The sequence below is a fragment of the Thioalkalivibrio sp. ALJ15 genome, from assembly GCF_000383695.1.
In the GTDB taxonomy this organism is placed as follows: domain Bacteria; phylum Pseudomonadota; class Gammaproteobacteria; order Ectothiorhodospirales; family Ectothiorhodospiraceae; genus Thioalkalivibrio.
On record NZ_KB912057.1, the window covers coordinates 297,981 to 311,435 of the forward strand.

A 13,455-nucleotide genomic window follows, 5' to 3' on the forward strand; every position below is an offset into this window, starting at 1 on the left:
CTTGCAACCGGCACTCACCTGTCGCCGGTTCTCCCCGCCGCGATTATGGCCGATCCAACCATCCGGTGCGCGCCCCCCTGGCTCAAGTTTGCGACAAGCGCGCCGATAGGGAGGGTAAATCTCCGGAGAATCCCAATGCTGCAGACCGACCTGCTTCCCATCGCCGGCCCAGAACGCATGGAACAACCCGGCTGGCTGGATGCCGGCTTCACCGCCGGCTGGCTGCCCGCGTTCCGTCATCGAGGTACGGGCGAGGTGCATGCCAGCCACCTGGAAGATGGTCGACTGGCCTGCACGCACATCCTAGACACCCTGCCCGCGTCCTGGATCGCCGAGCGCGACGCCGAGGGCCGCCCCGGTGCCCTGGTGGCCGACATCCAGGCCGGCTACCTGCGCGGGTCGCGCTTCTACACCCTGGCCGAGCTGCTGCGCTACCCGTCCGACGCCTGATTCTTGCGTCTCTGGCGCCGCCCGGCGGCCAGCGCCCTCGCCCGGCACAATTGCTTTTAGGCGCGGGTTTCGGTCCAATACCGGGCTTTTCCCCGAGCGACGCCCCCCATGCAGAAAAATCAGTACGATCGCGACGAACTCCTGGCCTGCGGCTACGGCGACATGTTTGGCCCGGGCAACGCCCAGTTGCCGGTCCCCAACATGCTGATGATGGATCGCGTCCTGGAGATCAACAGCGATGGCGGCGAGCATGGCAAGGGCCAGATGATCGCCGAGCTGGATATCAATCCAGACCTGTGGTTCTTCGCCTGTCACTTCCCCGGTGATCCCGTGATGCCCGGCTGCCTGGGGCTGGACGCGATGTGGCAGCTGGTCGGCTTTTATCTGGCCTGGCTGGGCAACCCCGGCCGCGGCCGCGCCCTGGGTGTGGGCGAAGTGAAGTTCACCGGTCAGGTCCTGCCCACCGCGAAGAAGGTCACCTACCGCATCGACATGAAGCGGGTGATCTCGCGCAAGCTGGTGCTCGGCATTGGCGACGGCATCGTCGAGGTCGATGGCCGGCCGATCTACGAGGCCCATGACCTGCGTGTGGGCCTGTTTACCTCCACCGAAAACTTCTGACCTGACCGGCAAGCCTGCTCCGGCAGGGCACTAGTCCGTCGCCAGCGGCGCGGGCGTGGCGTCCGGGTAGAAGCGGTGGCCCTGGCGCAGGCAGTAGCGCAGCCACTTGAACAGAAAGCGGTTATGCCGCCAGCGGCAGCCCAGCCCCGGGTGCCCCGCGATCGTGTCGATCACCAGGTCCTCGCCGCTGCGCCGGCAGTGACGCCCCAGCACCTCGGCCTGCCGCGCATCGTGGAACAGGCGCACCCGGGCATCCGGCTGCAGGCGCGGTTCATCGCGCCCGGCAAAGGCATAGGTCAGTCGCAGCGTGGTCGTGTACCGCGTGCGCTCCAGCACCTCCAGATGCAGATCCAGCGCCCCCTCGACCCGCGAGACCGAGTGCACCGGCTGACAGTGCAACTCGGGGCACAGACGCCGTATGGACAGGTAGTTCTCCTCGTACATCTCCATCAGCGCCGCGAAGGTCACCGGGCGCGGCTCGAGGTGGGCGGGGGTGCGGGTATCCAGCAACATGCCGCGCAGTCTAACAGCCCCCGGGCAACCACAGGCCAATGTACCCGCAAGGAATAATGTCCGGTTCTGCACGATCGACTTTCCGCCTCGATACAAGCCGAATCCATCGCTTCCGAGGCGCGCGGCACGCAGCGGGTGTCGAAAACCATGCGCAAACCCTTCGCCCGGCACGGGACACCCCGAGCCCTTTTTGGTACCGTCAAACCAGAAGAGAATCCCCGGCGTGCAACCTAAAAGGACTCACGACTTCATGGATATCAGTGTCGTCACGACCCGGCCATTCAACGACCAGAAGCCCGGCACCTCGGGCCTGCGCAAGCGGGTACGGCAGTTCCGGCAGCCTCACTATCTGGAAAACTTCATCCAGAGCATCTTCGAGGCACACCCGAGCCTGTGCGAAGGGGAGCTAATCCTCGGCGGGGATGGCCGCTTCCACAACCGCGAGGCGATCCAGACCATCCTGCGCATGGCCGCGGCCAACGACGTCAAGAAGGTCGCGATCGGCTATGCCGGACTCCTGTCGACCCCGGCCGCCAGCCACCTGATCCGCTCGCGCGGTGCCACCGGCGCCATCATCCTCTCGGCCTCCCATAACGCCGGAGGGCCGGAGGGAGACTTCGGTGTCAAGCTGAACACGGCCAACGGCGGGCCCGCACCGCCCGGCGTCACCGATGCCATCTTCGAGCACAGCAAGTCGCTCACCCATTACCGCATCGCCAGCGGCACGCCGCACGTCGATATCGATCATCTGCACACCACCCATCTCGGCGAGATGTCGATCGAGGTCGTCGACCCCGTGGGTGCCTACGCCGACCACATGGAGACACTGTTCGACCTCGAACGCATCGGCGAACTGCTGCGCTCGGACTTTTTCCGCATGCGCTTCGACGCGATGCATGCGGTCACGGGGCCCTACGCCGAGGAAATCCTGATCAACCGCCTGGGCGCCCCCGCCGAAACCCTGCTGCGTGCGGAACCACTGGCCGATTTCGGCGGACGCCACCCGGACCCGAACCTGGCCCATACCCGCGAGCTGTGCGAGGCCCTGTACGGGCGCAACCCGCCGGACTTTGGCGCGGCCTCCGACGGCGACGGCGACCGCAATCTGATCCTGGGCCCGAATTTCTTCGTCACGCCGTCCGACAGCCTGGCCATCATGGCGGCCAACGCCCACCTGATCCCCGCGTTCTCCAACGGGCTGAAGGGTGTGGCGCGCAGCATGCCGACTAGCCAGGCGGTGGACGTGGTCGCCGAGGCGCTCGGCATCCCCTGCTTCGAGACACCCACCGGCTGGAAATTCTTCGGCAACCTGCTGGACGACGGCCGCATCCGCCTGTGCGGCGAGGAGAGCTTTGGCACCAGCTCCGATCATGTGCGCGAGAAGGATGGCCTGTGGGCCGTGCTGTTCTGGCTGAACCTGCTGGCCGCCCGCCGCCAGTCGGTGGAAGAGATCGTGCGCGATCACTGGCGCGACTACGGTCGCCACTACTACACGCGGCATGACTACGAAGGGCTGGACACCGCCCGCGCCGAACAGGTGATGGCGCGCATCGGCGAACAGCTCTCGAGCCTCCCGGGGCAGTCGCTCGCCGGCATGCGTGTCACGGAGGCGGACGACTTCGCCTACCGCGACCCGGTGGATGGCAGCGTGACCGAGCACCAGGGCCTGCGGGTCCTGTTCGAGGGCGGCGCGCGCATCGTGTTCCGTCTCTCCGGGACTGGCACTGAAGGAGCGACCCTGCGCATCTACATCGAGCAGTACGAGACCCACCCGGAGCACCTGGACCGCGAGCCGCAGGAGCTGCTGCGTCCGCTGATCGAGGCTGCCGTGCGGCTGGGTGACCTGCCGGGCCTGACCGGGCGCGACCAACCCGATGTGATTACCTGACCCGACCTTCAGTCCACCGCTGATGGACATCGTCGCCACCCGGCAGCGCTGGACGCATGGCTATGCGTTCGTGCTGGCCGCCACCGCCTCGGCGGTCGGGCTCGGCAACATCTGGAAGTTTCCCTACATCCTCGGCCAGAACGGCGGCGGCGCCTTTCTGGCTGTGTACCTGCTGACGATTGCGCTGATCGGCATCCCGATCATGATGGCCGAGGTGATGATCGGGCGGCGCGGTCGCCGGTCTCCGGGATACGCGGCACTGGCCGTCGCCCGCGAGGCGCGTGTCCGCGACGCCTGGCAGATGGTCGGCTGGATCGGGATCATCGCCCTGTTCGTGATCATGACCTTCTACGCCGTGGTCACCGGCTGGGTCTTCTCCTATGTGCCACGGGCCGCCAGCGGGGCCTTCGCCGGGGTAGACGCGCCCGAGGTCATCGCGATCTTCGAAGGCGTTCAGACGTCGCTTTCGGGGATGCTGCTGTGGACTACACTGGTCCTTGCGGCGACCTTCGCGATTGTGGCCCTGGGGCTACGCAACGGGCTGGAACGCGGTGTAGCACTGGTGATGCCGCTGTTGTTCGGGCTGCTGCTGGCCGCCATGGTTGGCGGTCTCTGGGTCGGCGACGCCGAAACCGCTCTGGACTTCATGTTCCGCCCGGACTTCTCCGCCCTCGACCGACACAGCCTGCTGATCGCGGTCGGGCACGCGTTCTTTACCATGACCCTGGCAGCCGGCGTGCTGATGATGTTTGGCGCCTATCTTCCCAGGAAAACCTCCATCGCCGGCACGGCCATCGGGGTTGCGATCGCCGACACCGTGATCGCACTGATCGCAGGGGTCGCGATCTTCCCGGTGGTCTTTGGCTATGGCCTCGATCCCGCCGCCGGGCCCGGCCTGATGTTCGAGGCCCTGCCGCTGGCCCTGTCCGCGATCCCGGCAGGGGTCCTGCTCACGACGCTGTTCTTCGTAACGCTAAGCCTGGCGGCCTTCAGCACCATGATCGCGAACGTCCAGGTATTCGTGCACCTGCTGCACGACCACTTCGGCATCTCCAACCTGCAGGCCGCCCTGGGCAGCGCGCTGGGCATCTGGGGTTTCAGCCTGATCACGATATTCTCTTTCACGGGGGCCGGCTGGACCCAGATCGACCTGGTCGTGCTGGGGCGCGAGTTGCCGACGCTCTACCACCTGCTGGAACACACGGCCATCAACATCCTGCTGACGGTCAGTGGCCTGCTGATCGCACTGTTTGCCGGCTGGATCCTGCCGGTGAGGATCACACGCGACGAGCTGGGGCGGCCACCACTAGCCTTTCATATCTGGCGTCTGATCCTGCGCTATATCGCGCCGATCGTCCTGCTGACCCTGTTCTGGCAGAACTCGGTGATCGTCAACCACCTGCCATTGACCTAAACGACCACGTCCCGGCACCCCGCGCGGAACCCTGATTACGGAGCCGCCCTTGGAACCACCGCCACCCCGAGCACCGGGGCCACCGGATGGGGGACCGCCATCGGACTGCTCGGCCTGGCTGAGGGTGTTCCCCTTTGCCGTTACCGGCGTTCCTTGTCACGACCACCTCACGGACGCGGACGCAGACCACAAAAGGCCCCGTTAGAATGCGCGGATGAATGGCGAGTGGATGATCACCTTCGAGATCGCGGCGACGCTGTTTGCCGGGCTCGGCCTGTTCTTCGTCGGCATACGCCTGATCAGCGAGCACCTGCGCCAGCTCGCGGACCAGCGCCTGCGGGCACTGGTCGGGCGCGCCACGGGCTCCAACCGGGCGGCCGCGTTCCTCGGCCTGGTCGGCGGGGCGATTACACAAAGCATCCATGCGGTCATCTTTGTGCTGATCTCGCTGGTCACCGCCGGCGTACTCGACGCCCGCCGTGCCCAGCCGGTGATCAACTACGCCAACCTGGGCACCTCGCTGCTGGTCCTGATCGCCGCGCTAGACCTGACCCTGATGGTCTTCATCCTGGTCGGCGTTACGGGGCTGCTGTTCTACTTCGACCGCGACCAGTCCGCACGCCTGCGCCACCTGATCCGAGCCATGCTCGGCATTGGCCTGCTGTTCCTCGGGCTGATGTTCATCAAGGAAGGCGCCAAACCGCTCAGCGAGCTGACCTGGATGACCGGCCTGATGTCGCTGTCGGCGCAGTCCTTGCTGATCGCATTCGCCACCGGCCTGGTGTTTGCGGTGATCGCGCATTCGGCCTCCAGTATCACCATCGTGACGATGGCCCTGGCCGCCAGCGGCGTGATCGATCTCGAATACGGCCTGATGGTCGTCTACGGGGCGAGCTTCGGCACCGGTGTGTCGACCCTGATCCTCGCCGCCTCGCACAAGGGACTGGGCCGCCAGCTGGCGCTTTATCAGTTCATCCTGAAGGGACTGGGTCTGATCCTCCTGCTGCCGCTGTTCTGGATCGAGTTCTACGGCGGCGTCCCGCTGATCGCCTCGGGCCTGGAAGCGCTCGCGATCGGCATCAGCCTGCAGATCGCGCTAGCCTACATCCTCTACCAGGTCGTCTGCGACCTGGCGATGCACCCGGTGCACGGCCCCGTCGCGCGCTTCCTGGAGCGCACCGCACCGCCAACCGAGGAAGAGGCCCTGGGCAAGCCGCATTTCATCTACGCCGGGGCACAGAACGACGCCGGGTCCGCGCTGGTGCTGGTGGAAAAGGAACAGTTGCGCCTACTCAAGCGACTGCCCGACTACCTCGAAAGCGTGCGCGATGACAGCGACGGTGCCCACCACGAGCGCCTGGCCCTGCACCGCGGCAACCTGCAGGTCACCGAGGCAATCGAGCAATTTCTCGACGAGATCCTTTCCGGTGCCCTGAGCGGGGCCACCCTCGATCATGCGATCGTGCTGAAGAACCGCAATCAGCTGCTGCTGCAGCTGGAAGATACGCTGAACGACCTCGCCACGGAGATCGAGCGCTCGCTCAATGCCGACGCCTCCGCCGAAGCCCGCGCCCTGACCCACAACCTGGTCGAGACCCTGCACATGATGCTGCTGACGCTGACCGACGCGGCACGCACCGGCGATACCGAGGATGTCGCCCTGCTGCAGTCCCTGACCCACGACCGCTCGGAGCTGATGGATTCCATCCGTCGCCGCCTACTCGCCTCCAGTGATCTCGACGGCAGCGTACGCGAAGCGGTGTTCGGCGCGACTAGCCTGTTCGAGCGGGGCATCTGGGTCTTGCGCCGCTATGCGCTGCTCCTGACGCCGCCGGTGGGGGCCTCCTACGAGGCCGACCCCACCACCGCCTCCACCAAGTCTTAACGCTATATTCCTGATCAGACGGCGAAGCTTGTTGCCCCGCGCCCTGAGGCTAGGCCTGGTTCGTTATCCGGTGTTTACGTGCCTTCGGTCCGCCACCTGCCAAGCGCTCACTCGCGAGCGCGCCGCGAGGTACTTTCTTGCTTGCCCAAGAAAGTACCCAAAGAAGGGCACCCGGATTCCGCCCGGGAACCTTGCTCCAGGGCCCTCGGGCCGGCGGCGCTGAAACTCGCTGCGCTACGCTCCGCTCAGACAGTCAGCGCCTCTCTTCCGGCCCGAGCACCCTTCCGCAAGGGGCTTCATACGGGGGGATAAGGTCAAAACAACGGCTGTCCTGACGTTCGTGCCAATGGTTGGAGGCAAGGTGTTCCGACATCCTGGGCACGCGCGGCCTTCGGCCCTGGCGTGCCGCGCCCGCGAGCGGGCGCCAGGCCCCATCGTAGGATGTGATGAGCGCAGCGAATCGCATCAGGGTTTCTCCGGCGTCGGAACGGTGCGTTTCGCTGCGCTCAACGCACCCTACAGCTCGGGGCTTAGGACAGGTGCGGGAACACCGGCGGTTTTTGACCTTCCCTCCCGATATGAGCCCCTTGTGGAGGGCGTGACAGGCCGGGAGAAGGCGCTGACTGTCTGAGCGAAGCGAGTTTCAGCGCCGCCGGCCTGGCGCGGCCGGAGCAAGGTTCCCGGGCGAATCCCGGGCGTGTTTCTTGGATACTTCTTTGCACAAGCAAAGAAGTAACTCGGGGTGCGCTGGCGAAACAGCGCTTGGCAGGCGGCAAGACGAAGCCACCGTAAACACCGGGTGCCGAACCAGGGCCAGCCTCAAACAGGTGAGTGTCAGGCGAGGAGCGACGCGAGGCGGTCCAGTGCTTCGCGCAGGCGTGACTCGCGCTGGGTGTAGGCGATGCGCAGGTAGCGCTTGCCCGCGCTGGGGCTGAAGTCCGTGCCCGGCGTCAGGGCCACGCCTGCCTCGTCGAGGATGCGCGCGCAAAGCGCCTCGGAGTCGTCCCCGTGTGCCGTGCAGTCGGCGTAGATGTAGAACGCCCCATCGGGGCGGGCCTGAACCTCGAGGCCCAGCGCCGGCAGGGCCTCCAGCAGCACGTCACGCCGCGTCTGCAGTTCGCGCACCTGGCGTTGCAGGATCTCCTCGGTCTCGGGGGCGAAGGCCTCGACCGCGGCCGTCTGCGCCATGCTGGCCGGGGCCACGAAGAGATTCTGGGCGATCCTGCGAACCGGGTCGATCCACATCTGTGGGACCACCATCCACCCCAGCCGCCAGCCGGTCATCGCGAAGTACTTGGAAAAGCTGTTGATCACGATGACATCGGGGTGGAAGGCCGCGGCACTGCGCTGCGGCTCGTCGAACAGGATCTGGCCATAGATCTCGTCCACGATTACCAGACCGCCCCGCGCGCGCACGACGTCCACGATGGCGGCCAGACGATCGCCGGACAACCGGGTACCGGTGGGATTCGCGGGTGAACCGAGCAGGATGGCCCGGGTTCGCTCGCCCCAGGCCTGCGCTACTGCCTCGGCAGTCGGCTGGAAGGCGTGCTTGGCGGCCACCGGCAGCCCGACCGGGACCGCCCCGCGCGCCGCGACAAACTGACGGTTACAGGCATAGCCCGGGTCGGGGAGCAGCACTTCCTCACCGGGGTTCACTCCGGCGGCCAGCGCCAGCAGGATCGCGGCAGAGGCCCCCGCCGTGATCACGACGCGCTCGGGGTCGATCTCGGCCTGATGGCGACGGCGGTAGTCGGCCGCGATGGCCTCGCGCAGCTCGCGGGTACCATGCGCCGGGGTATAGCGGGTATCCCCGGCCGCCAGCGCAAGCTCCCCGGCGCGCAGCACCGCGGGGGGCGTGGGAAAGTCCGGTTCACCCACCTCCAGGTGGATGATATCGCGCCCGGCACGCTCGGCCGCCTGGGCGCGCGCCAGGATATCCATCACCCGGAAGGGCTCGACCGCTCGGCCGAACGCGGACAGCGCAGGGGCACTCGGCCCCTCCAGTGATGCCCGGCTCGGATCAGCGGCGGACATGGCGCATCATGCGCTTTCGTTTGCGCTGCTGGCGCGGCGTGAGGGTATTGCGGCGACCGGCATACGGGTTGCGGCCCGAGCGAAACTCCATGCGCAGCGGTGTACCCACCAGCCCCAGATGCTTGCGGAAGAAGTTCTCCAGGAAACGCTTGTAGCTGCCCGGCAGGGCATCGGTCTGGTTGCCATGGATCACGATGACCGGGGGATTCTGCCCGCCCTGATGGGCGTAGCGCAGCTTGATGCGGCGACCGCTGACCAGCGGTGGAGCATGCTCGGCGACGGCACTCTCCAGCAAGCGGGTCAGCTCGGGGGTCGAGACCTTGGCGAACGCACTGGTATGGGCCTCCTGCACATCTTCGAGCAGGTGCCCCACATTGGTGCCATGCAGGGCGGAGATCAGCCGCAGCCGGGCAAAATTGACGAAGCCGAGGCGCCGGTCCAAGTCGTCGCGCACCCGCTCGCGTTCCTCCGGCGCCATACCGTCCCACTTGTTCACCGCGAGCACCAGCGCGCGACCGGAGTCGATCACCAGGCCCAGCAGGTGAGCATCCTGCTCCGAAAGCCCGGCCTGGGCATCCATCACCAGGATCACGACATGCGCGGCCTCGATCGCCTGCAGCGTCTTGATCACGCTGAACTTCTCGATGACCTCGTGTACACGCGCCCGGCGCCGCACCCCCGCCGTATCGATCAGGGTGTAATCCTGCCCATCGCGCGAGAACGGGACAAAGATGGAATCACGAGTGGTACCGGCGACATCCGTGGCCACCACGCGCTCGTCGCCGAGGATGCGATTGACCAGCGTGGATTTGCCGACATTCGGGCGCCCGACAATGGCCACGCGGATGCCCGGCCAGTCGTCCAGCGCGGCCTGCTGCGAGGCCTCGTCCAGTCCGTCCTCCGCGGCCTCCTCCGCTGCACCCTCGGCTGCTTCGGCCTCGCGCCGCTCGGCGGCCACGGCCCGCCGGACCTTCTGCATCAGGCCCTTGATGCCACGACCATGGGCTGCGGCAATCGACGTGATCTCGCCCATGCCCAGGGTATAGAACTCGGCGCTCACGGCGTCGGCATCCAGGCCGTCGGTCTTGTTCACCACGACCCGGGCCTTGACCCCGGCCGAACGCAACTGGTCGGCGATCGCCTGGTCCTGCGGCGTCAGGCCATCGCGCGCATCCACCAGGAACAGGACATGGTCCGCCTCCGCGACGGCCCGCTGGGTCTGCTCGGCCATCGCCCGGTCCATCTCGGCACCCTCGCCCGACAGACCACCGGTATCCACCACCAGGTAGGGGAAGTCGCCCACCTTGCCGATGCCGTACTGGCGATCGCGGGTCAGGCCGGCGACATCGGCCACCAGCGCATCACGCGAGCGCGTGAGCTGATTGAACAGGGTCGACTTGCCGACATTGGGCCGGCCGACCAGGGCAATGACAGGGATCATGAGGCAACGCTACCGCAACAGCTGGATCCGGGGGTACGTGCCAGCGACGCTCATTCCCCGGAGTCCAGACGCGGATTGACCGCGGTGAGCCGACCGTTGTCGGTCACCACGTAGAGGATGTCGTCCACCAGCACGGGGCGGGTCACGACCGCGCCGGAGCTCGCCCGCAGACGCGCCACGATGCGCCCGTCCTCGAGGTGGAACCAGTGCAGATAGCCTTCGTAGTCGCCGACGATGGCGTAATCACCCACCACGACCGGGGCCGTGACGCCGCGCAGGCGCAGCTGCTCGCTCTGCCAGAGATCGGCGCCATTGCGCGGATCCAGCCCCCACAGGTGGCTCTCGGCATCGGTGACCGCGAGGACGTTCGCCTCGTTCGTCACATCCCCACCCTGATAGGACGAGAAGTCGCGGGCCCAGAAGATTTCGCCGGAATTCAGGTCGATGGCGGCCAGACGCCCCTGATAGCCGGATGCGATCGCCGCACCCTGATAGATCGGCATATAACCGTCGACATCGACCATGCGCTCCACCTCCGAGCGGCCGGTCGGGATGCCGAGCGTCGTCTCCCACAGTACGTTGCCGCGCTCCCGCCCGAGCATTACCACACGCCCGTTATCGAAGCCGGTAAGTACGCGCCCGGCCGTCATCTGGGGTCGATGCGCACCGCGCAGGCTCAGCGAGGGCGTGGTCCGCAGCGCGGTCCACTGCGTGGCGCCGGAGGCCGCATCCAGGGCATGCACGCGACCATCGTTGGTGCGCGCAATCACAACACCCGAGGCGACGTCCGAAATCGCCACGACCTCGCTGGACAGACGCGAGCGCCAACGCTCGCCATCACCCTGCAGATCCACCGCGATAGCCTCGCCATCCAGAGTGCCGACCACCGCGATCTCGTCGCCCACACCAACACCCGCCGACACCCGGGCGTCGTCCAGGCGTACGCGCCAGCGCTGGCTCCCGGTTTCCGGATTCAGCCCGGAGACGCGGCCATCGGCATCGACCATCACCAGCATGTCGTCGACCACCCCCGGATAGACCTGCCAGAGGAAGCGCTCACCGCCGCTCCCGACCGAGCGCGACCACAGCTGCTCCGGCTGCGCCTCCGCCTCGAATTCGGGCAGATCGGCCGGGGGCTCCGTGGTATCGCGTTGCCACAGGCCACAGGCACTCAGCGACAGCATGAGCGCACCGGCAATCAGCAGGCGCACGGCGGTCTTCGTCGGGGCAGACACGGACATGGGAGGTCAGTTCCTTTAGGCCGAGAGCTCTTCGTACTTCAGGCTCAGGTATTCGGGTGTATGGCCATGGTCAAGCGCTTCGCGATAGCGCTCGCGGGCCAGGTCGCGATCCCCGCGCGCCCGCGCGAGGTCGCCTTCCAGTTCCAGGCGCAGGCCGCGAAACGCATCGCGGCGCACGTCGCCAAGGGCCGATTCGGCATCGTCATACTGCTCCGCCAGAATCATCTGCCGCGCCATGCGCAGGGTGAGCAGTTCGCGGTAACCCCGATCCGGCGCAGCATCACGCGCCGAGCGCAAGGCCTCTATGGCCGCCTCGTGGTCGCCCTCGGAGACCGCCAGGTCTGCGCGGAAGATCCAGGCCAGCGAGCGATACGGCGTACCCCGGCCCTGCTCGATCAGCTGGTCGGCCAGCTCCATCGCACGGGCGTTGTTGCCGGTCTGCGCCGCGCCCTGCATAGCGATATACATGTCGGAGGCGCCGGCCGCGCGCTCGTCCTGGTGGCCACTCCACCAGTTCCAGCCGATCAGGCCGCCAATGCCCAGCACCAGACCGGCAATGATGGCGATGGCATTATCCGACCACCATTGTTTGATGCGTTCGGCTTTTTCTTCGTCGGTGAGGTAGCTCATCGTCCTCTTGATCCTTCGGTTGCGGTACGCGCCTTGACGTTCGTCAGGCGGCGGACGCGTGCAGGGCCTGTTCCAGATGGCGCGCGAGTTCCTCGCGCGGTACGGCAGTTTGTTCGGCTCCGGGCGATCTTAACGGCTTCACCGTCACGGTGCCCGCGGCGTGTTCGTCAGTTCCGAGCACCAGGGCAAAATGGGCGCCCAGCCGATCCGCCCGTTTCATCTGCGACTTGAAGCTGCCGCCCCCGCAGTGCTGGACCAACCGCAGCCCGGGCAGTTCGCTGCGCAGCCGCTCGGCCAGCTCCAGCGCGGGCCCCACCAGCTCGTCACCGCCCACGACCAGGTAGGCATCCGGCCCCGGCGGCTGCGGTGCATCTTCCCGGGCCTCCAGCAGCGCGACCAGGCGCTCCAGCCCCATGGCCATGCCAATGGCCGGGGTGCCACGCCCCCCCAGCTGTTCCACCAGGCCGTCATAGCGCCCGCCGGCGCAGACCGTGCCTTGCGCCCCGAGGTCGTCGGTAATCCACTCGAACACGGTGTGCGTATAGTAGTCCAGACCGCGCACCAGCCGCGGGTTATGGACGTACTCGATACCCAATGCATCCAGGTGCGCGCACAGGCTGTCGAAATGCGTGCGCGACTCGGCATCCAGGTGATCCATCAGGCTCGGCGCGTTCGCCACCACGGCGCGCGTCTCCGGGTGCTTGCTGTCGAGGATGCGCATGGGGTTGTCGTGCAGCCGCCGCAGCGCCTCCTCGTCCAGCGAATCCCGATGCTGCTCAAAGTAGGCGATCAGCTGGTCCCGATACTGGGCGCGGCTTGCCGGCGTCCCCAGCGTGTTCAGCTCGAGGCGCACATTTTCCAGGCCCAGCAGCTTCCAGAGCCGGGCGGTCATGGCAATCATCTCGGCGTCCACATCCGGGCCCTGCAGCCCGAACACCTCGACACCCACCTGGTGAAACTGCCGGTAGCGACCCTTTTGCGGGCGCTCGTGCCGGAACATCGGGCCCAAATACCAAAGGCGCTGAACCTGGTTGTGCAGCAGGCCGTGCTGGATCCCGGCGCGCACGCAGGAAGCGGTGCCCTCGGGCCGCAGGCTGAGGCTGTCGCCATTGCGGTCCTCGAAGGTATACATCTCCTTTTCGACGATGTCCGTGACATCACCGATCGAGCGCTTGAAGAGCTCCGTCGCCTCGACCACCGGCATCCGGATCTCCTGATAGCCATAGCCATCCAGAAGGCCACGCAGGCCGTCTTCCAGTTGCTGCCAGACGTGGATCGACTCGGGCAGGATGTCGTGCATCCCGCGAATGGATTTGATCGCTTTCATGTTGCCTT

Annotated in this window: 11 protein-coding genes; 5 read left to right on the forward strand and 6 right to left on the reverse strand. The window is 66.6% G+C overall.

The features are described from left to right. The first annotated feature begins 135 nt into the window (after nt 1-135). On the forward strand, nt 136-450 hold the full coding sequence (locus G015_RS0105055; RefSeq protein WP_012982158.1) for a hypothetical protein: 315 nt from the start codon (nt 136-138) through the stop codon (nt 448-450). Between the two features lie 108 nt (nt 451-558). After that, nucleotides 559-1,071 carry a 3-hydroxyacyl-[acyl-carrier-protein] dehydratase FabA gene (gene fabA, locus G015_RS0105060; protein WP_012982157.1) on the forward strand — a complete coding sequence of 171 codons (513 nt, stop codon included), beginning with the start codon at nt 559-561 and terminating at the stop codon, nt 1,069-1,071. 30 nt (nt 1,072-1,101) lie between these two features. Here fabA and G015_RS0105065 read toward each other — a convergent pair whose 3' ends face one another. Beyond that, nucleotides 1,102-1,584 (reverse strand): DUF1249 domain-containing protein, encoded by a 483-nt coding sequence (locus G015_RS0105065; RefSeq protein WP_012982156.1) that lies wholly within the window; start codon nt 1,582-1,584, stop codon nt 1,102-1,104. A gap of 250 nt (nt 1,585-1,834) precedes the next feature. On the opposite strand from G015_RS0105065, the gene G015_RS0105070 reads away from it, so the two are divergent. The 3 genes from G015_RS0105070 (at nt 1,835) to G015_RS0105080 (ending at nt 6,771) form a co-directional block, all read left to right on the forward strand. Continuing rightward, nucleotides 1,835-3,472: an alpha-D-glucose phosphate-specific phosphoglucomutase gene (locus G015_RS0105070; RefSeq protein WP_012982155.1), complete on the forward strand. Its 1,638-nt coding sequence runs from the start codon at nt 1,835-1,837 to the stop codon at nt 3,470-3,472. Nucleotides 3,473-3,494: 22 nt separating this feature from the next. Continuing rightward, nucleotides 3,495-4,886: a sodium-dependent transporter gene (locus G015_RS0105075; RefSeq protein WP_012982154.1), complete on the forward strand. Its 1,392-nt coding sequence runs from the start codon at nt 3,495-3,497 to the stop codon at nt 4,884-4,886. Between the two features lie 214 nt (nt 4,887-5,100). Beyond that, entirely contained in the window at nt 5,101-6,771 is a 1,671-nt protein-coding gene (locus tag G015_RS0105080; protein WP_020146263.1) for a Na/Pi symporter, read from the forward strand. A gap of 834 nt (nt 6,772-7,605) precedes the next feature. Here the strand turns inward: G015_RS0105080 and G015_RS0105085 are convergent. From G015_RS0105085 to hisS, 5 genes are read right to left on the reverse strand one after another with little or no spacing between them, the layout of a single operon-like run. Further along, nucleotides 7,606-8,808, reverse strand: coding sequence for an aminotransferase class I/II-fold pyridoxal phosphate-dependent enzyme (locus tag G015_RS0105085; protein WP_012982152.1), 1,203 nt, complete (start codon nt 8,806-8,808; stop codon nt 7,606-7,608). Further along, complete coding sequence (gene der / locus G015_RS0105090) at nt 8,795-10,249, reverse strand: ribosome biogenesis GTPase Der (protein WP_012982151.1); 1,455 nt, start codon at nt 10,247-10,249, stop codon at nt 8,795-8,797. The genes G015_RS0105085 and der overlap by 14 nt, the downstream gene beginning before the upstream one ends. A gap of 50 nt (nt 10,250-10,299) precedes the next feature. Continuing rightward, nucleotides 10,300-11,490 (reverse strand): outer membrane protein assembly factor BamB, encoded by a 1,191-nt coding sequence (gene bamB, locus G015_RS0105095; protein ID WP_018138252.1) that lies wholly within the window; start codon nt 11,488-11,490, stop codon nt 10,300-10,302. A gap of 15 nt (nt 11,491-11,505) precedes the next feature. Next, nucleotides 11,506-12,120 carry a tetratricopeptide repeat protein gene (locus G015_RS0105100; protein WP_018138253.1) on the reverse strand — a complete coding sequence of 205 codons (615 nt, stop codon included), beginning with the start codon at nt 12,118-12,120 and terminating at the stop codon, nt 11,506-11,508. Nucleotides 12,121-12,163: 43 nt separating this feature from the next. Next, nucleotides 12,164-13,447, reverse strand: coding sequence for a histidine--tRNA ligase (hisS, locus tag G015_RS0105105; protein WP_018649002.1), 1,284 nt, complete (start codon nt 13,445-13,447; stop codon nt 12,164-12,166). Nucleotides 13,448-13,455 lie beyond the last annotated feature (8 nt).

Coding starts and splice junctions, on each gene's coding strand:
- G015_RS0105055 (WP_012982158.1), top strand. CDS start 136: ATGCTGCAGACCGACCTGCTTCCCATCGCCGGCCCAGAACGCATGGAA.
- G015_RS0105065 (WP_012982156.1), bottom strand. CDS start 1,584: ATGTTGCTGGATACCCGCACCCCCGCCCACCTCGAGCCGCGCCCGGTG.
- hisS (WP_018649002.1), bottom strand. CDS start 13,447: ATGAAAGCGATCAAATCCATTCGCGGGATGCACGACATCCTGCCCGAG.
- G015_RS0105100 (WP_018138253.1), bottom strand. CDS start 12,120: ATGAGCTACCTCACCGACGAAGAAAAAGCCGAACGCATCAAACAATGG.
- fabA (WP_012982157.1), top strand. CDS start 559: ATGCAGAAAAATCAGTACGATCGCGACGAACTCCTGGCCTGCGGCTAC.
- G015_RS0105070 (WP_012982155.1), top strand. CDS start 1,835: ATGGATATCAGTGTCGTCACGACCCGGCCATTCAACGACCAGAAGCCC.
- G015_RS0105075 (WP_012982154.1), top strand. CDS start 3,495: ATGGACATCGTCGCCACCCGGCAGCGCTGGACGCATGGCTATGCGTTC.
- bamB (WP_018138252.1), bottom strand. CDS start 11,490: ATGTCCGTGTCTGCCCCGACGAAGACCGCCGTGCGCCTGCTGATTGCC.
- G015_RS0105085 (WP_012982152.1), bottom strand. CDS start 8,808: ATGTCCGCCGCTGATCCGAGCCGGGCATCACTGGAGGGGCCGAGTGCC.
- der (WP_012982151.1), bottom strand. CDS start 10,249: ATGATCCCTGTCATTGCCCTGGTCGGCCGGCCCAATGTCGGCAAGTCG.
- G015_RS0105080 (WP_020146263.1), top strand. CDS start 5,101: ATGAATGGCGAGTGGATGATCACCTTCGAGATCGCGGCGACGCTGTTT.